The sequence below is a fragment of the Acidithiobacillus sp. 'AMD consortium' genome, assembly GCF_008926505.1.
GTDB lineage: Bacteria > Pseudomonadota > Gammaproteobacteria > Acidithiobacillales > Acidithiobacillaceae > Acidithiobacillus > Acidithiobacillus ferridurans.
In genome coordinates this window covers 2536806-2561242 of the sequence record NZ_CP044411.1, presented here as the reverse complement: position 1 = coordinate 2561242, position 24437 = coordinate 2536806, and the positions used below count along the sequence as shown (strand labels likewise).

The window sequence follows — 24437 nt, the reverse complement described above, 5'->3', positions numbered from 1 at the left end:
GGCCGCTTCCCCTGATCGTAGACAAAATGACCGGGCGATTCCAGGGCCGGTCCTTAGCGCCGTGGTGGGATTCCCTTGCGCCGGCCCAGATCGGCCAAGGCATCGGGATGGGCATACCAGAGCAGTTTTGCGGCAAAATCGTCTTCGGGAACACGGGATCGGCATGACCCACGGTCACGACGCTGGATTCAGCAGCGATCGCAAGTGGTCTATGCCCACCGGCTCCTCTGTCTGCATGGGTACCAGGGCGATGCGTTTGGCGTAGTCGGTGCGAACCGACTGGATCTGGGCCACCTCCAGCGCGGCGCGCTTCTTCAGCAGGGGGGACGCAGTGGGCGCAGCCGCCAGGCTGTTGTTGATGACCCAGGCCCACGGCTCGATGCCCGCGCGACGCAGGTCTTCCTGCAACTGTGCTGCCTCCAGGACCGGCGTGGGTTCCGGCAGGGTCACGATCAACACCTTCGTCCGTTCCGGGTCCTGCAATTGCATCATCGGCGTCGTGTAATGCACCTGCGGATCGACGAGGTGGCGGGCCACTTCGCGATGATAGGCCCCGGTGGCGTCCAGCAGCAGCAGGGTATGCCCGGTCGGTGCGGTGTCCATCACCACGAATTGCTTGCCGGCCTCACGGAGGACGCGCGAGAATGCTTGGAATACCGCGATTTCTTCCGTGCAGGGCGAGCGCAAGTCTTCTTCCAGCAGGGCACGGCCTTCGGCATCCAGGTCCTGGCCTTTGGTGTCCAGCACATGCTGGCGATAACGCTCGGTCTCCACCTCTGGGTCAATGCGGCTGACTTCCAGATTGCACAGCGAACCGGCCAGCGTGTCGGACAGGTGTGCGGCGGGGTCGGAGGTGGTCAGGTGAACGGGCAGGCCACGTTTGGCCAGTGCCACCGCCACTGCAGCGGCCAGGGTGGTTTTGCCGACTCCGCCCTTGCCCATCATCATGATCAGGCCGTGACCCATTCCAGCGATCTCTTCCACCAGCGTCAACAACCGCGGAAGTCCAACGATTTCAGCGGGTGCATCGCTACCGGCGGGTGCTGCAATCTCGTCTTGATCAGAGAGCAGGCTGCACAGCGCCTCGACGCCGACCATATTGAATGCCTTAAGCGGTAATGGATCGACAGGCAGATCGCGCAGCGCGGCGGGCATGCCCGCTATGGCCGCCTGTTCGCGGTGACGTATGGCAGCGGCCAGCGCGTCGTGAACAACCTCGCCTGCCGGCAGCACACCGTTGATGACCAGGTTCTGCCGGGTCAGGCCGATGGCCGCCAGTTCCTGGTGGGTGCGTGCGACCTCGTCCAGCGTGGTTTTCTGCGCACGCGCGACCAGTATCAGGCGCGTGCGTTGGGGATCGGACAGCGCCTTGACCGCTTCGGCATAACGCTGGCGTTGCTTTTCCAGGCCCGCCAGTGGACCAAGGCACGACGCGCCTTCCGGATTTTTCTCAATAAAGCCGCTCCACGCGCCGGACAATTGCAACAGACGAATGGTATGGCCCGTCGGCGCCGTGTCGAAGATGACGTGATCGTAGTCGGCCGTTAGTGTCGCATCGGTCAGCAACGCGGTGAATTCGTCGAAGGCCGCGATTTCGGTGGTGCAGGCTCCGGAGAGCTGTTCTTCGATGCCTTTGACCACGGCCTCCGGCAGAGCGCCGCGCACCGGGCCCACGATGCGCTCCCGATATTGTTGTGCCGCCTGTTGCGGATCGATTTCCAGGGCGAATAGCCCGGGTACCGTGGAAATGGCGGTGATGTTGTTGCCGATTTCCTGACTGAATACCTGACCGATGTTGGACGCAGGGTCGGTGCTCACCAGCAAGACCTTCTCGCCCAATCGAACCAGATGGATGGCTGTGGCACAGGACAGCGACGTTTTACCAACGCCACCCTTGCCCGTGAAAAACAGAAAGGCGGGCGGATTTTGTAGGAAAAGCATACCGAAGTCCTCGTTGAAGCCTACGCCAATGATGAACCGTTCAGCAGGTGCCGCTGCCACCGCAACAGCCGCCAGAAGGGCTTTTCATGGCCGGCGCCGCCGCCAACCCGGCCCAGCGGACCAGTTCCTCACGGGTCGGATAACGCCCGGCCAGGGCGATCTCCCCTTCCACCAAGATCAGCGGCAGTGCTTCGGCGCCGGAACGATCCAAAAACTGTTTCACCACCGAATTGTGGACAAAGGCCATGGGTTCCTGGCTGAGGTTGTAGCGTACCAGATCGATTCCCTGGCCTTTTGCCCAGTCCGCGTCAGCAGAAAAGCGTACCAGCGCAGGATCGATGGTCGGACCGCATACGCCCGTACTGCAGCACATGGCGGGATCATACACACGGATTTTGGTCATGATAACGTCTCCTGAAAGAATGAATGCCGTCTGAAAAGTTACTGCGCACCGATGCGCGCCAGTTCGGCTTGAAGGGCCACGTCGCTACTTTCTTCCCCCTGTGTCCAGGGCAGGGCCAGAAAGGCTTCGATCCGACGACGCAGGATCTGGTAGGCGGTGGTGAAGGCCGCCTCGATCTCCGCCTCGCTACCCGTTTGCCTTGGCGGGATCGTCCACACCCCAGTGGGCACGGATGGCTGGTCCCAGATAGGCGGGGCAGGTTTCGCCGGCGGCACTGGCGCAGACGGTGATGACGATGTCCGGAGTCTCTTTCAGGTCCTCCCAGGATTTGCTGCGCAGACCTTCCGTAGGAAAGCCCTCACGCTTTAGCAGGCTTATGGAACGAGGGTGGACGTACCCTGCAGGATGGCTACCGGCGCTGCTGGCATGCATGCCCGGTCCGGCCAGCGCATTGAAGGTGACTTCGGCGAGAATGGAACGGCAGGAGTTGCCGGTGCAGAGAAAAAGGATTTCCGGGGTTTTCATCGCTGGTTTCCTTGGCGGACCGAAGAAGGGATGGTTGCACGGGGTAAAGCGCAATCCTGGGTACCGCGACAACAGTTTTCGGTGAGATACGCGACCAGCGCGCGCACCACCGGCATGGCTGCCCGGTAGCGCTGATAGCGTCCTTCGCGCTGCACGGTGACCAGCCCGGCGTGCTGGAGGTTTTTCAGATGAAAGGAAATGCCGTTGTGCGGTTGCCCCAGATGCTCGGCAATATCGCCGGATACCAGACCCGTCGGCTCCTGTTCTACCAGCAGGCGAAAGATCTCCAGGCGCACCGGCGAGGCCAGGGCCTCCAGGCGGGCGACGATTTGTGCAGGGTCTTGTAGTGATTCCATCGTATTATCCACGAATATTTCTTGCAGTATTGACAAGACCGTGGCGCTCGTCAAGACTTGGCGCTGTGTTTTACTTCCGGAGTTCCTCCAAGCATGCTGGCCGTCGCCATATTTCTCGTCACCCTGATTCTCGTCATCTGGCAACCCAAGGGCCTCAGCATCGGCTGGAGCGCCATGGGTGGCGCTGTCGCGGCGCTGGCCACCGGCGTCATCACCTGGGGCGACATTCCCATCGTCTGGCACATTGTCTGGGATGCCACCTTTACCTTTGTGGCCTTGATCATTATCTCGCTGATTCTCGATGAGGCAGGATTTTTTCACTGGGCGGCCCTGCATGTGGTTCGCTGGGGTGGTGGTCGCGGGCGCCTGCTCTTTCCTTTGATCGTCGTGCTGGGGGCCATGATTGCTGCGGTGTTCGCCAACGACGGCGCGGCGTTGTTGCTCACCCCGATCGTCATGGCCATATTGCTGCGCCTGGATTTTACCCCGGCGGCCACTTTTGCCTTTGTCATTGCGACGGGTTTCGTGGCCGACACCACCAGCCTGCCGCTGATGATTTCCAATCTGGTGAACATCGTCAGTGCGAACTACTTCGATATCTCTTTTGATCGTTATGCAATGGTGATGGTGCCGGTGGATCTGGTGGCCTTGGCCGCGACGCTGGGAGTGCTCTGGCTCTATTTCCGGCGGGTGGTGCCACGCCGATATCTGACCAGTGACCTGCCCGAGCCGGCTTCAGTCATCAAGGATCACGTGGTTTTTCGGGCCAGTTTTCCGGTGTTGATTCTGTTGTTGGTGGCCTATTTTGTCACTGCGCAATGGCAGATTCCGGTCTCCGTGGTGACCGGAACCGGTGCGTTGATCCTGTTGGCGCTGGCCGGGCGCTGGCCACAGGGCGGGCGCGGCGCGCGGATTCCCGTGCGCAAAGTGCTGCAGGAAGCCCCTTGGGCGATTGTGGTTTTCAGTTTGGGTATGTATCTGGTGGTTTATGGATTACGCAATGCCGGACTCACCAGTTATGTGGCCATGGCCCTGCACTGGTTTGCCGGTCACGGGACCGTGGCCGCGGCGCTGGGCACGGGGTTTCTCGCGGCCCTGCTGTCTTCCATCATGAACAATATGCCAGCGGTATTGGTGGGAGCGCTGGCTATCCATCAACTGTCGTCGGTAGCAACAGACCCCATGCTCCGAGAGATCATGGTCTACGCCAATGTTATCGGCTGTGATCTCGGCCCCAAGTTTACCCCGATCGGCAGCCTGGCGACCCTGCTCTGGCTGCATGTGCTGAGTCGCAAAGGTATGACCGTGACTTGGGGACAGTACATGAGAACGGGTCTGCTCATTACCCCGCCGGTATTGTTGGTCACCCTGCTGGCCCTGGCCTGGTGGTTGCCGCTGGCTTGAGGAGGATGGTCATCATGTCTGGAAATTTGCCCAATACCGACGATGTGCTGCTGCAGGTGCCGGATGTCCGGTGTTTGCGGAGTGCCGCCGAAACGGATCACCCGCCGCGCATCTTGCTGCTGTATGGCTCCAACCGGGAATGTTCCTACAGTCGCCTGTTGACGCTGGAGGCGGAACGTCTGCTGCGATACTTTGGCGCGGAAACCCACGTCTTTCACCCGTCGGGACTACCCCTGCCCGATGATGCCCCGGTGACACATCCCAAAGTGGTAGAATTGCAGGGCTACGCAAGTGCCAGCGGACGCATTGCGCGACTGCTCCATACAGTCCAAAATCCACCGCTACACGAGGGGGACCCATGTTTGACAATCTGACCCAGAAACTGACCCAGACTTTCAAGAATCTGCGCGGCCAGGGACGGCTGAGCGAGGACAACATCCGTGACGCCCTGCGCGACGTGCGCCTGGCGCTGCTGGAGGCGGATGTTGCCCTGCCGGTGGTCAAGGACTTTATCAACAACGTGCGCGAATCGGCCATGGGCGAAGCCGTGGTCAAAAGCCTTACGCCGGGGCAGGTCTTCGTCAAGATCGTCCATGACGAATTGGTGAAGCTGATGGGCGCGCATAACGACAGCCTCGACCTCAGCGCCCGCCCTCCGGCTGTGATTCTCCTCGCGGGTTTGCAGGGTTCGGGTAAGACTACCACGAGCGCCAAGCTCGGCCTGTGGCTCAAGGACAAGGAAAAGAAGCGCGTGCTGATGGTCAGTACCGACGTCTATCGTCCTGCCGCCATGGAACAGTTGGCGCATCTGGGTAAGGACATCGAGGTGGATGTATTTCCCTCCAGCCCCGGCCAGCAGCCGGTGCGTATCGCCCAGGATGCGGTGGAGGCGGCGCAGCGCGGCGTCTATGACGTGCTCATCGTCGATACGGCGGGGCGTCTGCACGTGGACGGCGAGATGATGGCCGAGGCGCAGGCACTGACGGCGGCGGTCAAGCCGGTGGAACTGCTCTTTGTGGTGGATGCCATGACCGGTCAGGACGCGGTGAATACCGCCAAGGCCTTTAACGACGCTCTGCCGCTGACCGGCGTGATTCTCACCAAGGCGGACGGTGACGCCCGCGGTGGCGCGGCCCTGTCGGTGCGAGCCATTACCGGCAAGCCCATCAAGTTTATCGGTATCGGTGAGAAAATCCGCAAGGGTCTGGAACCGTTTTATCCCGAGCGCATGGCCTCGCGCATTCTGGGGATGGGTGACATCGTCAGTTTGGTGGAACAGGTCCAGCAGGATGTGGACGAGGATCAGGCCCGGAAAATGACCGAGAAGTTGCGCAGCGGCAAGGGCTTCGATCTGGAAGACTTCCGTGAGCAGTTGCGTCAGCTCGAGCGCATGGGCGGTATGGCCAGCATCATGGATAAGCTGCCGGGTATGGGCGAGTTGCCCGCCGAGGCGCAGAGCGCGATGCAGGATGGCAAGCCCATGCGCCGCCTGGAAGCGATCATCAACTCCATGACGCCCGGCGAAAGGCGTCATCCGGACATCATCAAGGCCTCGCGGCGGCGGCGGATTGCCGCGGGTTCCGGGACGACCGTGACCGAAGTGAACAAACTCCTAAAACAGTTCGAAATGATGCAAAAGATGTTCAAAAAAATGGGTAAAGGGGGCCGGGGGCTCAGCCGTTTGCTGGGGATGAATCCCAAATCCATGTTGAAGGGCAGTTTACCCTTCCGTTAGAGCTTGTTTTTAGTTACGATACGCGCCTTTCTTCCGCACAGTGGGAGAGGATCATGGTTAAGGAGAACACATGGTAGTCATTCGTATGGCCCGGGGCGGCGCCAAGAAGCGGCCTTTTTATCACATTGTGGTGGCCGATAGCCGTAGCCGTCGGGATGGCCGTTTCATTGAGCGTCTGGGTTTTTACAATCCCGTTGGCGCGGTAGCGGAGTTGCGGATCGATAAGGAACGCGCCGCTTACTGGTTGAGCCAGGGCGCCCAGCCGTCCGATACCGTCGCCGGCTTTCTGAAGAAAGAAGGCGTGAGCAAGACGGGTGTTGCCAGCGTCTGAAGCCGAGGAGTGGGTGGTGCTGGGACGTGTCTCCGGCATCTACGGTGTGCGCGGTATGGTGAAAGTTTTTTCTTTCACTGAGTCGCGTGACAGTATCCTCGACTACTCGCCCTGGTACCTCGGGCCTGACCGGCGCCCCTGGGTGCTGGAAGATGGACGTATGCAGGGCGAGGGTGTGGTGGCCAAACTGGCGCAGGTAGAGGACCGTGAGCAGGCGCGTGCCCTTATCGGGCAGGAGATCGCCGTGATCAGGGCTAATTTGCCCGAGTTGGCTGCCGGTGAGTTTTACTGGAGCACGCTGACCGGGCTTCGGGTGCTGAACCGGGAAGGCATCGTTCTCGGCACCGTGTCCGCTTTCCTGGAGACCGGCGCGAATGATGTGATGGTGGTCGACGATGGCAAGGGTGGTGAACTGCTCATCCCATGGTCGGCGGAAGCCTCTGCGGGTGTGGATTTGCCCGCCGGGCAGATTGTCGTGGACTGGCAAGCCGACTGGTGATGCGTTTTGACGTCCTCACCATCTTCCCTGGGCTGATCCACGGCTACTTGCAGGAAGGCATTGTCGGACGCGCGCTGACCCGCGGGCTGATCGAGGTGCATACCTGGAACCCTCGGGATTTCAGTGACAGCGCTTACCGGCGGGTGGATGACCGCCCCTTCGGTGGTGGGCCGGGTATGCTGATGATGGCTCCGCCCTTGCTGGCGGCCATTGCGGCGGCGCGGCAGGCCAATCCCGGGGCACCGGTGATTTACTTGTCGCCCCAGGGGCGGCGCTTGCAGCAGCGGGCGGTGCAGGATTTTGCAGCGGCGCCGGGCCTGATTTTGCTGGCAGGTCGTTATGAAGGTATTGATGAGCGGGTGCTGGCGGCAGTGGATGCGGAATGGTCCATCGGCGACTACGTGCTGGCGGGCGGAGAATTGCCGGCGCTGGTACTGATGGAGGCCGTGGCGCGGCAGTTGCCGGGTCTGCTGGGTCATGCGGATTCCGCAGCAGAAGACAGTTTCGCGGCGTCTGGCCTGCTGGATTGCCCGCATTATACCCGGCCCGAGGTGGTGGCCGGGGAAGGTGTCCCGGAGGTGCTGCTTTCCGGGGACCATGGACGCATCCGGCGCTGGCGTCTGCAGCAGTCGTTGGGACGCACCGCTGAGCGGCGCCCGGATTTGCTGGAGCAGCGAGGGCTGCGGGCAGATGAGCAAATATTGTTGGAAGAGTATCGCCGTCAGCGCGGCGAAGTGCAGTAATACCAGGCTTAAGGAGTTGGGCATGAACATCATTGACGAAATCAATCAGGAACAAATGCAGTCGGTACTGCCGGCTTTCGGTGCGGGGGATACGGTGGCCGTTCACGTGAAAGTGAAGGAAGGTGACCGCGAGCGTGTCCAGATTTTTGAAGGTATCTGCATTGCCCGCCGTAACCGCGGCCTGCACTCTGCCTTTACGGTCCGCAAGATCTCCAACGGTGAAGGGGTGGAGCGCGTTTTTCCGTCCTATTCCCCGCTGGTGACCAAGGTTGAAGTAAAGCGCCGTGGCGATGTGCGTCGCGCCAAGCTTTATTACCTGCGTGATCTTTCGGGCAAGGCTGCGCGCATTAAAGAAAAGCTGGGCTGACGCGGCACTCGGCCATGGCCGGGTTCGGCTTGGGGGCAGGAGTGCTGACGCCGGGTTCGCGGAAGATCCTCGAACACTGGCGCTCCGCTTCTGTCCCGGAGTGGGAAATGCTCTGGGCCGACTCCGCCCGACGGTTGGCCTTGCGCGCTGCTTGGCAGCAGAGTTTGTTGCCGCATTGGTGGGCCGCCGCCGCAGACGCGCAGGCACTACAGGTTGTGGCGGATACCCAGGCTCTTCTCGCCGAGGCGGAGTCTTTGCCCCCGGCACTGTTGGCGGCTGCCCTACAGGTGCAGGAGACGTCGCTGGTGAAGCCGGCAGCCATGCTGCCGGCGGCGCTGATGTCCAAGGCCGCCAACCCCATGCCCCTGGACATGGAGGCGGATACCTTTGCCAAGGCGATCGAGGACCGTGATCTGGAGACACTGGCGCCGCTACTGTTCAGTATGGCGGAGGACGATAATGCCCGGCGGGTTGTCCTCCATCGTCTGGCCCAGCGTCTTGCCGATGATAACCACGCCCAGGGCCTGCGTACAATCCTCTACGGGCAGTGGCAGGGTGCTGCGGCTGATTTGCCAGCCCGGCCTTTTTCGCTGGGGGCTCTGGCGCTGTTGCAGAGTCACTGGCAACTGCCTTCCGGAGTGGCGGTGGTCGTCCCCGAAGGGCGGGCCAGTCGTGATCCGGCGGTAGACAAGCCCCTGCTCCATGCCCTGCGGGAGCGCGATCTGCCTGCCTTCATGGGGCGTATCCGCGCGCTCGGCGATCAGCCTTTAGATGCCATCCGTCAGCTCTTCCTGACGGTTACCCTGATGATCATCGAGGGCGGCGGCGGCCAGGAACCCCTGCCGCTGCTGCGTCTTTACGTCTGGCTCGGCAGTTTGCTGGCATTACCCCACCGCAGCTTGCGGCAGGCGCGGAAAGTGCTGTTCAGTGCCGCAGCCACCACTTTTGGTTTTGCCGGATGGCAGCGTCAGGAAGACTGGCCGCACTTCAGTATGCTGGCCGCTTATCGTGAACGGGCCGCCATCGAGCCGGTGCCGGAACCTTTTAGCTGGCAGGGGGCTCTATACGCTGCGGCGTCGGGCTCCGGTCCCCAGTGGTGGTTACAGATGGCAGAGCGCGGTGTGGCACAGACGGGCTTGCCCGGCTTCTGGTCCTTGTGGCGCACGGCGCGGCGTGCTGGTTCCCTGACGGGAGGAGCGGCGTTGGCATGGATTCATCCTTTGGTGATCATACGCTTGTTTCCGGGTTGACCCGGCGGCGCCCGGACGCTTGGTGTCACGATAATCCGGCGGGGGGATTCGATGCCTAGCGCCGGTCTGTCTGCCGAACGGCAGCGGATCGACACCTTTCTTGACGCCCTGTGGCTGGAAAAAAACCTCGGTGAAAATACCCTGACGGCTTATCGTCAGGATTTGCTGCAGGTGGCCGCCGCGCTCGCGGAGCTGGGTCTGACCCTGACTACCGCTGACGACGGCGCCTTGGCGCGCATACTGGGACAGAGGTTACAGGCCGGGGCCGCCCTGCGCTCCGTAGTCCGCCTGCTCTCCAGTGTGCGTCGTTTTTATGGCTACGCGGAGCGGGAGGGCTGGGTATCCCGTGACCCCAGTCGCAACCTGCAGAGTCCTCGTATCGGCCGCGTACTACCCCATGTTCTCAGCGAAACGGAAACAGAGTCCTTGCTGGCGGCCCCTGATTGTACCCACCCACTGGGCCTGCGTGACGCAGCCATGCTGGAACTGATGTACGCCTGCGGTTTGCGGGTATCGGAACTGGTGAATCTGGAGACGCGCCAGGTGGACCTCGGCGCCGATATGGTGGTGGTCTTTGGCAAGGGTCGCAAGGAACGCCTGGTGCCCATGGGAGAAGTGGCGTCCAGCCGCGTGACCCAGTATCTGCAGATGGGTCGTCCGCAGATACTGGGTCAGCGCATCAGTGCCTTCCTTTTTGTGACCGGGCGGGGGACTGCCATGACGCGACAGCGTTTCTGGCAAAACATTGAACGTTACGCCCGGTCTGCCGGAATCACCCAGACCGTATCGCCGCACAGCCTGCGCCACGCCTTTGCCACCCACCTGCTGAACCACGGCGCGGACCTGCGCAGTGTGCAGTTGATGCTGGGACATGCCGCCCTGTCCACCACGGAGATATATACCCATGTGGCGCAGGCGCGGCTCAAGGCGCTGCACGCGAAGCATCACCCGCGCGGGTGATGCCTGTATTGTCGCGTCTCTACTTCTTGGGTAGCGTCACCACCACGTAGATGCTGGCCTTGCCTTGCCGCACCAGCAGCGGGATGGGCTGACCGGCCGGCAGACCGGCAACGATATGCTCCAACTCGGCGGGACTGTTGACGTCCTGCTGATCGATCTGCTGGATGATCATACCCGGCATGATCCCTGCCTCCGCTGCCGCGCCTTCACTAACACCGACCACCACGACGCCATGATGTACGTCCAACTGCTTCTCCATATTGGGAGTCAGCGACTGGACATGGATGCCCATACGGGAGATCTTGCCTACTTTGGCGGCCGTGGAGGGCTCCTGGTTGCCGGAAGGCCCTTCCATGTTTTTGGGCAGGGCGGCAATCAGGACATCTTTGGTTTCCGCTTCTCCGCGGTGGAGGATGCCGACCTTGGCGTGGGTGCCCGGCAGGGTGTTGCCTACCATAGGTGGCAACTGTCCGACATTGTACACCGGCTTGTTATCATAGGTGACGATGACGTCACCGGGCCTGATGCCTGCCTTGGCCGCCGGGCTGCCGGGTTCCACGGATGCGATGAGGGCGCCGACGGGTTCCTGGAGGTGCAGCGCCTGCGCCATTTGCGGCGTGACATCCTGTACCTCGACCCCCAGATAGCCAAACTGGATTGCCTTGTGATTTTTGAAGTCCTGCACCACCCGCATCACGGTATTGATGGGGATGGAGAACGACAGACCCATATAGCCACCGCTGTTGGTATAGATCTGGTCGTTGATGCCGACCACCTGGCCATTCATATTGAAGAGTGGCCCGCCCGAGTTGCCGGGATTGATGGGTACATCGCTCTGGATGAAGGGGATGTATTCATCATCGGGTAGCGGGCGGTTCATGGCGCTGACTACACCCTGGGTCACCGTATTATAGAAACCGAACGGCGCGCCGACGGCGAGCAGCCACTGGCCGACCTTCAGATCGTCGGAATTGCCGATGGGCACAGTGGGCAGGTTCTTGGCGTCGATTTTGAGCAGTGCCGTATCGTAACGCACCGACAGGCCGATCAGTTTGGCCGGATAGGCATGGTGGGTGGTGAGGGTAACGACGATATGGTTAGCGCCGCGAACGACGTGACCGGCGGTGACGATATAGCCGTCGGGACTGATGATGAAGCCGGAACCGAGAGATTGGATTTTTTCATGCTGCTGTGGTCCGGAACCACCACCCTGTCCGGGCGCCATGAAGTGATGGAAAAATTGGTAAAAAGGCGAGTTTGGCGGAAAGGGATTGGCTTGCTGGTGAATGACCTTGTTGGTGGTGCTGCTGATGTTGACCACCGCGGGACCATAACGGTCGATAATCGGGGTGAAATCCGGCAAGGCGACCAGCGCCTTCTGGGGAACGGTGTCGGTCGAGATGGCAAGGGCCGGGGCTGCGGGGGCGTCGGCTTGCGCCCACTCCGCTGCACCCAGTGAAAAACCAAAACATGCCGCCACGACGGCAGTGATTACCAGTTTGGGGCGCTTCAACATTACACTCGGGCGATCATTCGCCATAGGACTCTCCTTCGGGATTTTGTCTTGCAGCTTGGTACGTTCCAGCTTGGACTCCGGGAAAAGGCCGTGGTTCCGGCCAGCCATCACAACATAACATATAAAACCTCAATGAGAGACGATATGGCTAGCAACGCCCTCAGTGCAAAGCGCGGGACAGACGGGACCGGTAGCGTTCCACCAGAGGCCCTCGGTTACCCTGCAAAGCGAATATCTTCAGTACGGTTTTGCGGGCCAGACCGTCCTGGTAGTTTTTGTGGCGTTCCACCATCTCGATGAGCTGGTCCAGGGCTGCTTCTTCCTGCCCTTGCAAGAGAAGGAGCAAGGACCGCTGATACATGGCCTGCGCACGGAGATCGCCCTTTTCGCTGGCGATGGTGGCCTCCAGTGCGGTCATGGACGGCGCACTGCGGGCGACCTCGGTGAATTCCAGCAGGGCTTTCAGTCCTTCGACTTCGGTTTCCATCTGGAAGGTAGGGGACATGGCGTCGATCTGGGCCTGGGCGTCGGCATGGCGGCCCTGCTGGATGGCCAGGTGCGCCAGCGCCAGGCGCGCAGGATCGTTCCCAGGGTGGATGCTGATGGCCTGTTCCAGCAATGCTTCGGCCTCCGCCGCCTTGCCCTTGGCGATGGCGTCGAGCGCCTGCACACGCAGGTTGTCACCTGGCAACGGCAGGTTTTTTTCGATGAAGCGACGCACGGCGGATTCGGGCAGCGCCCCGGTGAATTCGTCGACGACTTTGCCATCCTTGAAGGCCTTGACGGCGGGGATGCCACGCACCTGATACTGGCGCGACAGGTCGGCGTTCTCGTCAGAGTTGACCTTGGCGAGCACGAAGGCGCCGCCCATCTCCTCCGCCAGTTTTTCGAGGACCGGACCCAGAGCGCGGCAGGGCGCGCACCAGGGCGCCCAGAAGTCGACCAGTACCAGCACCTTCCGGGACAGCCCTACGACGGCTTCCTGAAAATTATCGAGATTCACTTCGAGAACGTGTTCACTGACGGCCATGCAAACTCCTGAGAAGAAGAGGTGAAGAAGAGGATAGGACCGTACCGCCTTCCTTTACCGTTTCAGGTATGGTCGAAACCGGGCATTTTCAAGGCGCGGCCGGCTTCCAGGGCGGTTATTGCTGTTCCGCTTTAGCCAAGGCGTCCAGCACGGCCTGGAGCAGGCTACGCCCGAGGGGGCCCATGCCGCGTTCCAGTTTGCGGCGATCGTACTGGCCCCGGGAAAGGGGGCCAAGGGCCGCGCCCATGCGTGCCATGTCACCACCGGCCCGCTGCATTTGGGTGGCCATACGGCCCAGCCACGCCAAGGCTTCCGGCTCACCGCGGCGGGTGGCGAGGATGACGCTGGCGAGGCCAGGGGCGGCAAGTGTGGGGTCGGCCTGATCACTTGCCTTGGGCAAGGTTTCGGGATTTTGCAAGCCCATGAGAATGGATTCGATGATGGTGCCGTCTTCTTCGTCCAGCCCTTGGAGCAGGCCTGGCTCCCGCTGCCCGGCCAGTATGTGGCGGATGACGGTGACCAGATCTCCCCAGCCGTTGGCGGCCGCTACGCGCAGGCTTTCTTCCAGCGGCGCCCGGAGATGGACATTCTGGCAGGCGGCGACGACTTGCAGGATGAGCGCCGCGTGGGCGCTGCGGATCTGCTCTCGGCGTTCGGGGAGGACGGGCATGCGGTGAACTCCAGTCAATGGTTGCCGGTTATTTTGCGATATTGGCTGCGGGTGTGCAAAAAAGCTCAACGATCGAGATGTCGCGCCAGATAATGCCCGGTGTGGGACAGGGGATTGTGCGCCACTTCGTCCGGTGTGCCGGTGGCGATGATCTGGCCGCCGCCCGAGCCGCCTTCGGGGCCGAGATCGATGACCCAGTCTGCCGTCTTGATGACGTCCAGATTGTGTTCGATAACGACGATGGTGTTGCCCGCATCGGCCAGCTTCTGCAGTACCTCCAGGAGCAGGGCGATGTCATGAAAGTGCAGGCCGGTGGTGGGTTCGTCAAGGATGTAGAGGGTCCGTCCGGTGTCGCGACGGGAGAGTTCCCGGGAGAGCTTGACGCGCTGCGCTTCGCCGCCGGAGAGGGTGGTGGCCGACTGGCCCAGACGCAGGTAACCAAGTCCCACATCCAGCAGGGTCTGCAATTTGCGGGCGATGGCGGGGACGGGGTCAAAAAAGGCCCGCGCCTCCTCCACGGTCATCTCCAGGACGTCGTGGATGCTTTTGCCCTTGTAATGCACATCCAGGGTCTCGCGCTTGTAGCGCTTGCCGCCGCAGACGTCGCAGGGTACATAAATATCCGGCAGAAAGTGCATTTCCACCCGAATGACGCCGTCGCCCTCGCAGGCTTCACAGCGCCCGCCCTTGACGTTGAAGCTGAAACGGCCGGGATTGTAGCCGCGGGTACGGGCTTCGCTGGTCGCGGCGAACAATTCGCGGATCGGGGTGAAGAGGCCTGTGTAGGTGGCCGGGTTGCTGCGCGGGGTGCGGCCGATGGGGCTCTGGTCGATGGCGATGACCTTGTCCAGTTCTTCCAGGCCGCGTATCTGCCTGTGGGGCGCAGGACTCTGGCTGCTGCCCATGAGCACGCGGGCGCAGGCGGGGTAGAGGGTGTCGTTGATGAGGGTCGATTTACCGGAACCGCTGACCCCGGTGATACAGGTGAAGAGGCCGATGGGAATGCGCACGTCCACCGACTGGAGATTGTTGCCGGTGGCGCCCTGCACTTCCAGCCAGCGCTGGCTGATATTGGTGCGACGCCGTCCGGGGACGGCGATGCACAGATCGCCGGTCAGATAGCGGCCGGTGAGGGAGTTGGGATTGGTGCAGATTTCTTCCGGTGTACCTTGGGCGATGACTTCGCCGCCGTGGGTGCCGGCGCCGGGACCCATGTCCACCACATAATCGGCGGCGCGGATAGCGTCTTCATCGTGTTCGACGACGATGACGGTATTGCCGAGATCGCGCAGATGCTTGAGGGTGCCGAGGAGCCGGTCATTGTCGCGCTGGTGCAGGCCAATGGAGGGTTCGTCGAGGACGTACATCACGCCCACCAGCCCGGCTCCGATCTGCGAGGCGAGACGGATGCGCTGCGCTTCACCACCGGAGAGCGTTTCGGCGGAGCGGTCGAGGCTGAGGTAGTCGAGGCCGACATCCACCAGAAACGTCAGACGGCTGCCGATTTCCTTGAGGATGCGCTCGGCGATGAGGGCTTCCTGCCCTTCCAGTTGCAGATGGGTGAAGTGTTGTAGGGCGTCACGGATGGAGAGGGCAGAGGCTTCCTGAATGGCCAGCGGGCCAACCCTGACCATGCGCGCCTCTTCGCGCAGGCGGCTGCCATTACAGGCGGGGCAACGCAGACGGCCCATATAGCGCATGATTTCTTCGCGGATGAGGTTGGACTGGGTTTCCCGCAGGCGGCGTTCCAGCCCGCCGATGACGCCCTCGAAGCTCAGCCTGTGGCTGCGTGCCCCTTGCTGGACGGTGATGCGTTCGGCACTGCCGTGAAGGATATGGTCGCGGATGTCGAAAGGCAGGTCCTGCCAGGCGGTGTCCAGGGAAAAATGAAAGTGCTCGGCCAGCGCCGTGAGCAGGGGCGCGTAGTGCTCCTGATGGCGCTTGGTCCAGGCGGCGATAGCCCCATCACGCAGGCTCAGTTCCGGATTGGGGACGATGAGGTCGGGATCGAAAAAGGTGATTTCGCCCAGACCGTCGCAGCGCGGACAGGCCCCGGCGGGATTGTTGAAAGAGAACAGGCGCGGCTCCAAAGGCGGAAAGGAGCGTCCGCAACTGGGGCAGGCATGGTGGGCGGAAAATAGTCGCTCTTCCACATGCTGTGGCCCCATGAGAACGACGATGGCCTGATCTTCAGCGAGGCTGAGGGCGGTTTCCAGCGATTCGGCCAGGCGCGGCCCGCTATCGTCGCGCAGCACCAGCCGGTCGATGACGGCCTCGATGCGATGCTTGCGCTTCTTGTCCAGCGCGGGGATTTCGTCCAGTTCGAGGAGTTGACCATCCACCCGGGCGCGGATCAGACCACGGGCACGCAGGCTGCCGATGATGTCCTCGTGGCTGCCTTTGCGATCACGCAGCACCGGCGCCAGGATCATGAGCTTTTCGCCTTCGGGCAGGGCCAGAAGCTGATCGACCATCTGGCTGATGGTCTGACTCTGAATGGGCGCGCCGCAGCACCAGGGGGTACCCGCACGGGCGTAGAGCAGGCGCAGATAGTCGTGAATCTCGGTGACGGTGCCGACGGTGGAGCGAGGGTTATGGGAGGTGGATTTCTGCTCTATGGCGATGGCCGGGGAGAGCCCCTCAATCGCATCCACATCGGGCTTGCCCATGAGGGAGAGAAACTGGCGGGCATAGGCCGAGAGGCTTTCCACATAGCGGCGCTGACCCTCGGCGTAGAGGGTGTCGAAGGCCAGCGACGACTTGCCCGATCCGGACAGCCCGGTGATGACGATGAGGCGGTCGCGCGGTAAGGTAAGGGAAATGTTCTTGAGGTTGTGGGTGCGGGCGCCCCGGATGTGGATGTGTTCCATGCAGCCGACATGCTCTTTTTTAGGACAATGGGTTAGTATAAAGCTTTCGGGGACACCCGTCCCCTTGACCATAAGGAGATCAGACGATGGCGGGAGTGAACAAGGTCATATTGTTGGGGCATCTGGGACGGGACCCGGAGATGCGTTATCAGCCCAGTGGCGGCGCCATTGCGAACTTCAGCATCGCGACTTCCGAGACCTTCAAGGACAAGGAAGGCAACAAGCAGGAGCGCACCGAATGGCATCGCGTCGTGCTCTTCGGACGCACCGCGGAAATCGCCGGCGAATATCTGCGCAAGGGCAGCATGGCCTATGTGGAAGGCCGCTTGCAGACGCGCAAGTGGACCGACAAGGAAGGGCAGGAGCGTTACACCACGGAGATCGTGGGAGACCGTCTGCAACTGGTGGGCGCGCGTGGGGGCGGTGGCGGCGGTGCGGCCAGCTTCGATGAGGAAGATCCGTCCCGGCCGAGTGGCGGCAGCAGCAGTGCCGGGGGCGCGAGGAAGAATGAGATGCCGCCCGCGCCAGCGGAGGATTTTGATGATGATATTCCGTTCTAGAGTTTACCTGGAGTAGGGTGTTGCGATGGACGCCAAGCCCGCCGAGTTGCGGGCTTCGCCGTCTGAGTGGTCCTCTTGTCAGAGAAAGATGCCGAATGAATTCCTGACGACTACGTGTGCGGCTTATGAGTCTTCTCAGGATCTTACCTCCCCAACGCCCTTTCAATTTTCTTGTCCGTCTTGTACTGACTCAGCGCATACACCGCCCAGATGGCCGCGGGCACCCAGCCGATCAGCGTGATCTGCAAAATCAGGCAAATAATCCCCGCAATCGGGCGGCCAATGGTGAAAAATACCAGAAATGGCAGAAAAATAGCTAAAAACAGACGCATGTGCTCCCCTCGTAGGACTTCTCTTGTCGCCTGCCCATACTACGACCGGCGCTGTCCGCGCTTCAAGCCCTTGCCGCGCTTTTACCGGGCATGCGCTGCCTTCTGCTAAACTCCAGGCCAGACATCCCGGGGATGCGCCCGTGCCCGCCCTTACCTACAGGAGCTGTCGTGACCGCCGCTAAACCAGATCGGACTCGAAGACTACGTTTGCTGCGCCGCTGGGCGCTGGGTTTGTTGCTGGGGGCGCTGGCGCTGTTTCTGGTGGCGGCAGCACATGACTTTGCCGGACCCTGGGCCTGGGTGGGGGCCTTTGCGGAGGCGGCCATGGTGGGCGCCTTGGCGGACTGGTTTGCGGTGGTCGCACTCTTTCGGCATCCCCTGGGATTGCCCATTCCGCACACGGCGATCCTGCCGCGGAACAAGGCGCGTCTGGCACGCCGACTGGCGGAGTTCATCCGCGATCACTTTCTGGAGGCCGAGGCCATTGTGCGCCTGTTGCGACGCGCCGATCCGGCCACCTGGCTGGCGCAGTGGCTGAGTGATGCCGGAAACAGCGCGCTGCTGGCCCGGCAGATGACGGTCTTGTTCCAACAAGGGTTGGCCCTCAGTGACGACCGCGAATTGCGCACCGCCCTGCGTGCTGCGTTGGGGCGGCAACTGCAGGGCATGGACGGTGCGCGCTGGGTGGGGAGTATTCTGGCGCTGCTGACCGAAGACCACCGCCACCAGACTCTGCTCGACGACGGCATTCAGCGCCTGCGTCGCTGGCTGGATGGTGAAGATACCCAAAGCCTGCTGGCGGATCAGATCGGGGCGATGCTCGAGCGCGCCTATCCGACCCTGTTCGCGTGGATGGGGGCCGTCATGGACCCGGCCACGCTAAGTGAGAATCTGGCCCGCAATTTGGTGAAGGCGGCGCATCAGTTGTTGCAGGAAATCGCGGATGACCCGGAGCATCCGCGCCGCCTGGCTTTTGACCGATGGATGCAGGATGCCATTCTGCGCTTGCAGACAGATGCCGCCTTCCAGGCGCGGGTGCAGCGCTGGCAGCATGGTCTGATCACTCATCCGGCGGCGCAGGCCTATGTGGATGGCCTACTCGGCGATCTGCGCTCCTGGCTGGAAACGGACCTGCAGCGCCCGGATTCCCGGTTACAGAGGCAGGTGCAGCGTCTGTCCCAGCAACTGGGCCTTTTCCTGGGCGAGCAACCGGCATTGCGGGATGCGCTCAATGGCTACCTGGAGGACAGCGCCCGTCGTTTGGCGCCTGCCCTGCGCGATGGTCTGGCCCAGCATATCGAAGCGACGATACATGCCTGGCCGGATAAGGATATGGTCCGCCTCCTGGAGGAAGGGGTGGGTACGGATCTGCAGTATATTCGCGTCAACGGGACGCTGGTGGGCGGAATGATCGGTATTGCCATTCATGCCCTGGCTCTGGTGGTGCCGTTGCTGATATAGCCTCCCTATGGGTCAGAGGGGCGAATCGGGCTGCGAATCCATGCGCACCCCGCTGGCGGCCAAAAGTTGGCGAGCCAGGTGGCTTTTTACGTCGTTGTCGCTGGTGAAGTGCAGGGATATCCGCGCATGGCCTGGTAGTGGGGGCATTACACCCGTCTCGGTGGGGATGTCCAGGCGGTGACACAGTTGACGGGCCACCCCATCATTGCCATCGACAACCGCAATGTCGCCGCCGAGAACATCGCGTATCAGGTCGTCGATCCAGCAGTAATGGGTACAGCCCAGGACAACGGCCCGTGTATCCTGTTGTTGCGCTGGCCGGACCTGCGCTTGCAGATAGCGGCTGGCGCGTTCGCGCCACTGTGCATCCTGTGTTTCGACAATTTCGGCGAGGCCGGAACAGGCGAGGGGGCGGACCCGCTCCGGGCCGCCTTCGAGACGACCCAACAGTTCTTGCAGTTTGACGCCGCTGACGGTAACGGCGGTGGCCAGGAGTAATATTTCGCCCTGCGGGTGATCTTCGAGCGCCTTCTTGATGGCGGGTTCGATGCCGATGATGGGGACGTCGGCGCGCTCGCGTAACGGTGCGACGGCGGCGCTGGTGGCGGTATTGCAGGCGAGCACCACCGCGTCCACGCCAGCGGCGATGAACCAGGCATAGGCTGCCTCCGTCCACTCCCGCACCTGCGCAGGGCTTTTGTCGCCGTAGGGCGCGTGGGCGCTGTCGCCATAGAAAAGATAATGCGCGTCAGGCAGGTAGCGCAGGCAACTGAGCAGCGTGCTGAGACCGCCGATACCCGAGTCGAATATGCCGATGCGCATCAGTTGTGGAGAAGCTCTTGATCGGCGAGCAGCGCGGCCCCGCGCATGCCGGCGAGGTCGTCGTCATTGCCACGTTTCACTTCGACGTTACCGCGCAACGCGGGAATCATATCCGCGTCGAGTCGTTGCAGCATGTCCGGGGCGAAGCGGTCCCATGCGGCGCTCATGCCGCCGCCGATCCGCACCACCGCGACATCGGTTACCTTGAGGATATGGGCTAGCACCTGTCCCAGATAGCCACCAGCCATCCGAAAGGCGCTGGCGGCTTCACTGTGGCCATCGCCCGCCATCTGGGCAATGACCATGGCGTCCGGGGCTGTGCCGGTCATTTCCACATAGCTGGATTGCACCCCGCGCGCCGAGGCGTACTGTTCCAGACAGCCCTGATTGCCACAACCGCAGCGCCGCCCGCCGGGCACCACGATGATATGACCGATTTCCATGGCGCTGCCGTGGTCCCCCCGCCAAGGTCGGCTCTGATGAATCCAGCCGCCGCCGACTCCCGTGCCGAGGCCGACGTAGAGCAGATTTTGCAGTTCCGGGTGCTCCTGCCGCTCCTCCCAGAATTCACCATAGCCCGCAGCGTTGGCGTCGTTTTCGACGAGGACGGGGAGTTGGCAGGACGCGCCGATGGCGGTTTGCAGATCGAAGTGAAGCAGTTGCGGAATGTTGGGGGATTGCAGCAATACGCCGTCATCGTTGATAAATCCCGGGAAAGCAATACCGACTCGCGCAATATCGGGATGATGTCGACGCAGGTCGGCGATGCCTTCGGTCAGGAGGGTGGTGACCAGCGCTGCTGCGCCCTCCGGGTCCGGCGCCTGGCGGCACTTCTCGCGCAAATCCACTTCACTGCGGGTGGAGTCCACCAGTTCGTTACCGCGAAAGACGCCGAAACGCAGGTTGGTGCCGCCCACATCGATGCCGATGGTCAGGCCCTCAGCCATGGGGAACAACCTCCGTCTGTACCTCTATGACATGGGCCTTGCCCATCTGCACAGGCCATTCCAGATCCAGGCGCAAGGCCTGCATGATTTTTTCGAATCCTGCCTCCGACTGCGATACCGTCAGGTGGGGCGCACCTTGCCAGCGCACGGGCGGATGGAACCGCAGAACGATTTTGCCGCCCATGACTGCATCCTCCAGCACGATTTCACTCGTCGCTTCGCCCTCGATGGGGCTGCCAAAGCCGCCCTGAGAACGGCCGTTGGCAAAGAACTGTCCCGCCGGGCCGTCACAACTGGGCATCGCCAGAAAGAGCCGGGTGCTGAAACGATGAGATTCCGCGCCCTTGCGGGCCGACTCGACGCGATAATTTACGGTGAGGCGGTTGTCTGTCAGGGTGTAACGTTTGCTGACCGCCCAGGCATCGGCGACCCCTCCGGAAAAATGGGGCGATTGTTGCAGGGAGTGCTCACCGTAGCTGACGGCATCGTCATCGAGCCAATCCTGAAAGCTGTGGCAGGGAGAGGCATCCGGAGTCAGATCGTCCGGGCCGATTTCTGCCTTGAAGGCGACACGGTCATGGGCGGAAGTGATGCCTTCACCAGTGTGTTTCGGGCTGACGGCGCCGTTGCGGATCTTGTCGTAGTAGGCTTCATCGCGGCGGGCAAGGGTGTCTCCCAGATTATGCTGCAACCCGTAGCAATCCCACTCGGTGACGGCGGCGCCGGATTCGGGGCGGATGATGATCTGCAGGGCGTGATTGTGATAGAGCAGTTCATCGCTGCCATCCATATCCAGATCCATGCGCTCCAGTTCCGGACGGGGCTGGAGCTGATCGAGCCCAGCCTCCAGGCGCACGATGGCGTTAAACACCGCGCGGCGCAGATGCGGGAGGTAGATACCGCCAAACAGGCCATGCCAGTAGGCATCATTGGCCTGGGCTTCGTGTAGGTCTGCGCGCAGGGCTTTGCTCTGCTGGCGCCCAGGCAGGGCATGGAAGCGCCGAGATAGCTGCAGCATGCGTTTATGCATCCAGTTGGACTCCGGATAACGGGTCAGAAAGTTCTTCCAGATGCCTCCGCGGATGAATGCCTTGCGGTTGTCGAGTCGGCCCGCCGTTTTTTCCTGCTCCAGGAAGGCGGCATAGCAGCGGGCCGCCTTGGGAGCCAGCGTCCATTCGTTCATCTCGCTGTAGGACACCGTCGGCAGGTAGATCACACCCCGAGGCCGGTTTACTGCGAGATAATCCCGGTAGTGCATGGGCTGGATATGGGATGAATCGAGGACGCCGCGCAGAAACTGTTCCAGCCAGCCCTTCTCATAGACCCAGCTATAGGTTTCCGGCCAGAGACCAAACTTTTCGATATCGTCGAAGTAAATGCCGGCGCTGTCCGGATGCTGTTCAGAGATGCCCTCTATGTGGGCAACGGTGGTGGCCGCTTCGGAAAAGGGCAGGCGATAACGCAGATCTTCGGAAATCGGAAAGACATCGATACATTGGCCGTTCTCCTCGGTGCGGTGGAAACCACCGAGTTGCTCTCTTGCTGCGCCGGCGCAGAGGAAGTGGTAGTCGTCCACCATGACATATTTTACTCCGGCTTCGTGGAGTGCCGGCACGACGCTGGGGTCCCAGACCCGTTCCGTGAGCCATGCCCCGACCGGCCGCTGTCCGAAGTGCTTCTCCAGACGCCCGGCCATGGCCTCCAGTTGCGCGACGCGGTCCAGGTGGGGGATGGCGGCGAGCACCGGTTCCGTATCGCCGGCCCCCACCAGTTCCGCCTGCTGACGGCTGACCATCTCCTGTAGCAGGACGATGGTTCGGGGGTGCCGGTCCAGCAGATAGGAGAGCAGCCAGCCGCTGATGTGGATGGCGAAGGGAAAGTCGGGAAAGCGGTGCATCGTCTCTAAAAACGGGTGATAGCAGCGGACCACGGCATCGTCGATGACATGGGGGAAGTTGCCGACCGGCTGGTGGGCATGGACGCCCAAGAGGAGCGGGGTGCTGTGGATCATTCGGGGTCCTTGGTGTGGGTACGGCGCATGGTACCACCGGCCTCCGCCGCGCCGCCGCCGTGGCTGATGGGCTCGCTGAGGTTGTCGGGGGCGGGGATTTGCATCAGGGTGTAGAGCTTGCGGAGGTTGAGGCGGTATAGATGATCGAAATCGCGGACCGAGTCCGAGGGATTGTAATCACCCAGCCACCAGAACCAGTCGGAGCCCTCACAGCGCCCGAGCTGTTCGAGGATGAGAGCCTGCTGCTCCGCAGGAAATTGCCCGATATGCTGATCCACATCCTGTTTGGCGGCGCAGAGCAGATCCCATGCACGGTTTTTGGCAGCCTCGCCGATCCAGGTGCTGAAGCTGCCGTAGACCCAGCTCCCCGCCGCCAGATGGGGTATGCTCTGGATACCGTCGGCATGGTGGCTGACGAAGTCGCTGAAGGTGCACATCTGGATGTGGGGGTGATTGGCCAGGGATTTATAAAGCTCGGAGAGAAAGTAATAGCCATTGTAGGGATAGTATTCCCAGGCGTTCTCGCCATCCAGAATGATGCTGACAACGGGGTTTTCCTCATGTTCCGTCTGCCGCCAGATCGCCTCCAGTTTGTGGATGAAGTCCGTGACCGCATCGTGGCCGAACCAGGTTTTGTAATCGAAGCCAATGATGTCGGAGAGGGCATCGTCACGGAAGAAGATCACAGGACCCTGCCCCTGCAGTCGGTAGGGGCGGTACAGGTATTCCGCCCGGCCGCGGGGACCGTTGTCGTCGTTGCCGAGCAGCAGGCTGTGGGCCAATATGCCTTCACCGGAGGCCGTCCAGCGCACGCCGGCGCTGCCCATCATTTCGACAAAGGCGGCGGAGACCCCTCCTTCTGCTGGCCACATACCCTGCGCCGGTACCCCGAAATGCCGGGGATGGCTATGCTGCGCCCGGTCGATGTGCCAGCGGGCACGCTCGGCGCCGCCGGGGTAGACCGGACAGTCCGGCAACGGCGCGTCCGCCACCGCCTCGTGCGCTGCCGCAAAGTCGAGCAGCAGGGGGCCGATGGGGTGGTAGTAGGGGGTGGTGGAAATTTCGATACGCCCCGCTTCCGCCAAGGCGCGATAGCGGGGAATCAGGCCGGCGATGAGTTCGCCGAGAAACGCCACCAGTTGCCGGCGGTCTTCCTGGCTGAAAGCATGGCCTTTGGCGAACAGTGACTGGAGAAAGGGACTGCCGCGGCGCACGGTTTCCCCGGTCCAGGCCAGGTGGTACCAGACCAGAAGGTCCGCGATGTATTGTACCGAGAGATAATCCGCCATCTCCTTAACGTCCTCCAGCATGAGCTGGTAAATCTCATATAGGCGACGATAGGGCGGGAAGGGGGTGAGCATGTGCTCGTGGTCGAGGCGAAAACATTGCTCCAGAAGGAAATGCCGCCGTTCGTTGGGCAGTGTCTTGAGGTCTCCCGTGGCTAGCGCAATCAGTAGCGGATCGCGAAACTGCCCACTCCGGAACTGCGCGGTATAGTCCTCCAACTGCTCGATCAATATCGGCACGAAGTTGAACACTCCCCGGGCGAGGGGGTTCTCCTCATAATGTGCCACCATATCCGCGTAGTCCTTGCAGGCATGCAGGTAGGTCCACGGCAGGGCGTAGAAGCCATCGGCATCGCGGTAATCGGGCTGGTGCATGTGCCAGCAGAAAATGACATGAAGCGCACGCGCCGGGGGCATG

22 protein-coding genes and 2 pseudogenes are annotated in these 24437 nt (G+C 61.9%); 11 read left to right on the top strand and 13 right to left on the bottom strand.

Annotated elements, in window-relative coordinates:
• Positions 1-174: 174 nt before the first annotated feature.
• From arsA to F6A13_RS13385, 4 genes and pseudogenes are all read right to left on the bottom strand, one after another.
• The gene (gene arsA, locus F6A13_RS13400) at positions 175-1941 is read right to left on the bottom strand and encodes an arsenical pump-driving ATPase (protein ID WP_151528440.1); all 1767 of its coding nucleotides are present in this window, start codon (positions 1939-1941) and stop codon (positions 175-177) included.
• Positions 1942-1981: 40 nt separating this feature from the next.
• On the bottom strand, positions 1982-2344 hold the full coding sequence (arsD, locus tag F6A13_RS13395) for an arsenite efflux transporter metallochaperone ArsD (RefSeq protein WP_151528349.1): 363 nt from the start codon (positions 2342-2344) through the stop codon (positions 1982-1984).
• Between the two features lie 38 nt (positions 2345-2382).
• Positions 2383-2869, bottom strand: a pseudogene (locus F6A13_RS13390) (arsenate reductase ArsC).
• Complete coding sequence (locus F6A13_RS13385; protein ID WP_113527514.1) at positions 2866-3225, bottom strand: ArsR/SmtB family transcription factor; 360 nt, start codon at positions 3223-3225, stop codon at positions 2866-2868. The pseudogene F6A13_RS13390 and the gene F6A13_RS13385 overlap by 4 nt, the downstream one beginning before the upstream one ends.
• Positions 3226-3318: 93 nt before the next feature.
• Here F6A13_RS13385 and F6A13_RS13380 point away from each other — a divergent pair, with 93 nt between their 5' ends.
• The 9 genes and pseudogenes from F6A13_RS13380 (at position 3319) to xerD (ending at position 10514) form a co-directional block, all read left to right on the top strand.
• A complete protein-coding gene (locus F6A13_RS13380) occupies positions 3319-4629 on the top strand; it encodes an arsenic transporter (protein WP_126604405.1) in 1311 nt (436 codons plus the stop codon).
• Between the two features lie 14 nt (positions 4630-4643).
• A pseudogene (locus F6A13_RS13375) lies at positions 4644-4907 on the top strand (NADPH-dependent FMN reductase); the annotation flags it as partial.
• Between the two features lie 80 nt (positions 4908-4987).
• Entirely contained in the window at positions 4988-6364 is a 1377-nt protein-coding gene (gene ffh, locus F6A13_RS13370) for a signal recognition particle protein (protein WP_126604404.1), read from the top strand.
• Between the two features lie 70 nt (positions 6365-6434).
• Positions 6435-6695 carry a 30S ribosomal protein S16 gene (gene rpsP / locus F6A13_RS13365; protein WP_126604403.1) on the top strand — a complete coding sequence of 87 codons (261 nt, stop codon included), beginning with the start codon at positions 6435-6437 and terminating at the stop codon, positions 6693-6695.
• Positions 6696-6711: 16 nt separating this feature from the next.
• A complete protein-coding gene (gene rimM / locus F6A13_RS13360; RefSeq protein WP_197722479.1) occupies positions 6712-7194 on the top strand; it encodes a ribosome maturation factor RimM in 483 nt (160 codons plus the stop codon).
• Complete coding sequence (trmD, locus tag F6A13_RS13355; RefSeq protein ID WP_126605669.1) at positions 7194-7937, top strand: tRNA (guanosine(37)-N1)-methyltransferase TrmD; 744 nt, start codon at positions 7194-7196, stop codon at positions 7935-7937. Before rimM ends, trmD begins: the two co-directional genes overlap by 1 nt.
• A 22-nt stretch (positions 7938-7959) precedes the next feature.
• The gene (gene rplS, locus F6A13_RS13350) at positions 7960-8304 is read left to right on the top strand and encodes a 50S ribosomal protein L19 (protein ID WP_009564594.1); all 345 of its coding nucleotides are present in this window, start codon (positions 7960-7962) and stop codon (positions 8302-8304) included.
• 14 nt (positions 8305-8318) lie between these two features.
• Entirely contained in the window at positions 8319-9554 is a 1236-nt protein-coding gene (locus F6A13_RS13345; protein ID WP_151528348.1) for a hypothetical protein, read from the top strand.
• A 51-nt stretch (positions 9555-9605) separates the two neighbouring features.
• The gene (xerD, locus tag F6A13_RS13340) at positions 9606-10514 is read left to right on the top strand and encodes a site-specific tyrosine recombinase XerD (protein ID WP_126604402.1); all 909 of its coding nucleotides are present in this window, start codon (positions 9606-9608) and stop codon (positions 10512-10514) included.
• Positions 10515-10533: 19 nt separating this feature from the next.
• Here the strand turns inward: xerD and F6A13_RS13335 are convergent, their stop codons facing one another.
• From F6A13_RS13335 to uvrA, 4 genes are all read right to left on the bottom strand, one after another.
• Complete coding sequence (locus tag F6A13_RS13335) at positions 10534-12054, bottom strand: Do family serine endopeptidase (protein WP_126604401.1); 1521 nt, start codon at positions 12052-12054, stop codon at positions 10534-10536.
• 136 nt (positions 12055-12190) lie between these two features.
• The gene (gene trxA / locus F6A13_RS13330) at positions 12191-13060 is read right to left on the bottom strand and encodes a thioredoxin (RefSeq protein ID WP_126604400.1); all 870 of its coding nucleotides are present in this window, start codon (positions 13058-13060) and stop codon (positions 12191-12193) included.
• A gap of 115 nt (positions 13061-13175) precedes the next feature.
• Positions 13176-13730: a hypothetical protein gene (locus tag F6A13_RS13325; RefSeq protein ID WP_113525912.1), complete on the bottom strand. Its 555-nt coding sequence runs from the start codon at positions 13728-13730 to the stop codon at positions 13176-13178.
• 65 nt (positions 13731-13795) lie between these two features.
• On the bottom strand, positions 13796-16600 hold the full coding sequence (gene uvrA / locus F6A13_RS13320; RefSeq protein WP_126604399.1) for an excinuclease ABC subunit UvrA: 2805 nt from the start codon (positions 16598-16600) through the stop codon (positions 13796-13798).
• A gap of 86 nt (positions 16601-16686) precedes the next feature.
• Here uvrA and F6A13_RS13315 point away from each other — a divergent pair, with 86 nt between their 5' ends.
• The gene (locus F6A13_RS13315) at positions 16687-17160 is read left to right on the top strand and encodes a single-stranded DNA-binding protein (RefSeq protein WP_113525914.1); all 474 of its coding nucleotides are present in this window, start codon (positions 16687-16689) and stop codon (positions 17158-17160) included.
• 143 nt (positions 17161-17303) lie between these two features.
• On the opposite strand, the gene F6A13_RS13310 is transcribed toward F6A13_RS13315, so the two are convergent.
• Positions 17304-17492, bottom strand: a complete 189-nt coding sequence (locus F6A13_RS13310) for a YqaE/Pmp3 family membrane protein (protein WP_009569363.1) — start codon at positions 17490-17492, stop codon at positions 17304-17306.
• 168 nt (positions 17493-17660) lie between these two features.
• On the opposite strand from F6A13_RS13310, the gene F6A13_RS13305 reads away from it, so the two are divergent.
• On the top strand, positions 17661-18953 hold the full coding sequence (locus tag F6A13_RS13305; RefSeq protein WP_126604398.1) for a DUF445 domain-containing protein: 1293 nt from the start codon (positions 17661-17663) through the stop codon (positions 18951-18953).
• Positions 18954-18965: 12 nt separating this feature from the next.
• On the opposite strand, the gene murI is transcribed toward F6A13_RS13305, so the two are convergent.
• Genes murI through F6A13_RS13285 form a run of 4 tightly spaced genes read right to left on the bottom strand, consistent with a single transcriptional unit; the run spans position 18966 to position 24436 of the window.
• Positions 18966-19775: a glutamate racemase gene (gene murI, locus F6A13_RS13300; protein WP_113525916.1), complete on the bottom strand. Its 810-nt coding sequence runs from the start codon at positions 19773-19775 to the stop codon at positions 18966-18968.
• Positions 19775-20722 (bottom strand): ROK family protein, encoded by a 948-nt coding sequence (locus tag F6A13_RS13295; RefSeq protein WP_126604397.1) that lies wholly within the window; start codon positions 20720-20722, stop codon positions 19775-19777. The genes murI and F6A13_RS13295 overlap by 1 nt, the downstream gene beginning before the upstream one ends.
• Positions 20715-22733 (bottom strand): alpha-amylase/4-alpha-glucanotransferase domain-containing protein, encoded by a 2019-nt coding sequence (locus F6A13_RS13290; protein WP_126604396.1) that lies wholly within the window; start codon positions 22731-22733, stop codon positions 20715-20717. The genes F6A13_RS13295 and F6A13_RS13290 overlap by 8 nt, the downstream gene beginning before the upstream one ends.
• A complete protein-coding gene (locus F6A13_RS13285) occupies positions 22730-24436 on the bottom strand; it encodes a glycoside hydrolase family 57 protein (protein WP_126604395.1) in 1707 nt (568 codons plus the stop codon). Before F6A13_RS13285 ends, F6A13_RS13290 begins: the two co-directional genes overlap by 4 nt.
• Position 24437: the final 1 nt, after the last annotated feature.

Excerpts from the sequence above, each read along its gene's own strand:
- rplS (WP_009564594.1), top strand. The coding sequence starts at position 7,960 with ATGAACATCATTGACGAAATCAATCAGGAACAAATGCAGTCGGTACTG.
- trxA (WP_126604400.1), bottom strand. The coding sequence starts at position 13,060 with ATGGCCGTCAGTGAACACGTTCTCGAAGTGAATCTCGATAATTTTCAG.
- trmD (WP_126605669.1), top strand. The coding sequence starts at position 7,194 with ATGCGTTTTGACGTCCTCACCATCTTCCCTGGGCTGATCCACGGCTAC.
- arsD (WP_151528349.1), bottom strand. The coding sequence starts at position 2,344 with ATGACCAAAATCCGTGTGTATGATCCCGCCATGTGCTGCAGTACGGGC.
- F6A13_RS13345 (WP_151528348.1), top strand. The coding sequence starts at position 8,319 with ATGGCCGGGTTCGGCTTGGGGGCAGGAGTGCTGACGCCGGGTTCGCGG.
- rpsP (WP_126604403.1), top strand. The coding sequence starts at position 6,435 with ATGGTAGTCATTCGTATGGCCCGGGGCGGCGCCAAGAAGCGGCCTTTT.
- F6A13_RS13315 (WP_113525914.1), top strand. The coding sequence starts at position 16,687 with ATGGCGGGAGTGAACAAGGTCATATTGTTGGGGCATCTGGGACGGGAC.
- uvrA (WP_126604399.1), bottom strand. The coding sequence starts at position 16,600 with ATGGAACACATCCACATCCGGGGCGCCCGCACCCACAACCTCAAGAAC.
- F6A13_RS13285 (WP_126604395.1), bottom strand. The coding sequence starts at position 24,436 with ATGCCCCCGGCGCGTGCGCTTCATGTCATTTTCTGCTGGCACATGCAC.
- ffh (WP_126604404.1), top strand. The coding sequence starts at position 4,988 with ATGTTTGACAATCTGACCCAGAAACTGACCCAGACTTTCAAGAATCTG.
- F6A13_RS13290 (WP_126604396.1), bottom strand. The coding sequence starts at position 22,733 with ATGATCCACAGCACCCCGCTCCTCTTGGGCGTCCATGCCCACCAGCCG.
- F6A13_RS13385 (WP_113527514.1), bottom strand. The coding sequence starts at position 3,225 with ATGGAATCACTACAAGACCCTGCACAAATCGTCGCCCGCCTGGAGGCC.
- F6A13_RS13325 (WP_113525912.1), bottom strand. The coding sequence starts at position 13,730 with ATGCCCGTCCTCCCCGAACGCCGAGAGCAGATCCGCAGCGCCCACGCG.
- xerD (WP_126604402.1), top strand. The coding sequence starts at position 9,606 with ATGCCTAGCGCCGGTCTGTCTGCCGAACGGCAGCGGATCGACACCTTT.
- F6A13_RS13295 (WP_126604397.1), bottom strand. The coding sequence starts at position 20,722 with ATGGCTGAGGGCCTGACCATCGGCATCGATGTGGGCGGCACCAACCTG.
- F6A13_RS13335 (WP_126604401.1), bottom strand. The coding sequence starts at position 12,054 with ATGGCGAATGATCGCCCGAGTGTAATGTTGAAGCGCCCCAAACTGGTA.
- murI (WP_113525916.1), bottom strand. The coding sequence starts at position 19,775 with ATGCGCATCGGCATATTCGACTCGGGTATCGGCGGTCTCAGCACGCTG.
- F6A13_RS13310 (WP_009569363.1), bottom strand. The coding sequence starts at position 17,492 with ATGCGTCTGTTTTTAGCTATTTTTCTGCCATTTCTGGTATTTTTCACC.
- arsA (WP_151528440.1), bottom strand. The coding sequence starts at position 1,941 with ATGCTTTTCCTACAAAATCCGCCCGCCTTTCTGTTTTTCACGGGCAAG.
- F6A13_RS13380 (WP_126604405.1), top strand. The coding sequence starts at position 3,319 with ATGCTGGCCGTCGCCATATTTCTCGTCACCCTGATTCTCGTCATCTGG.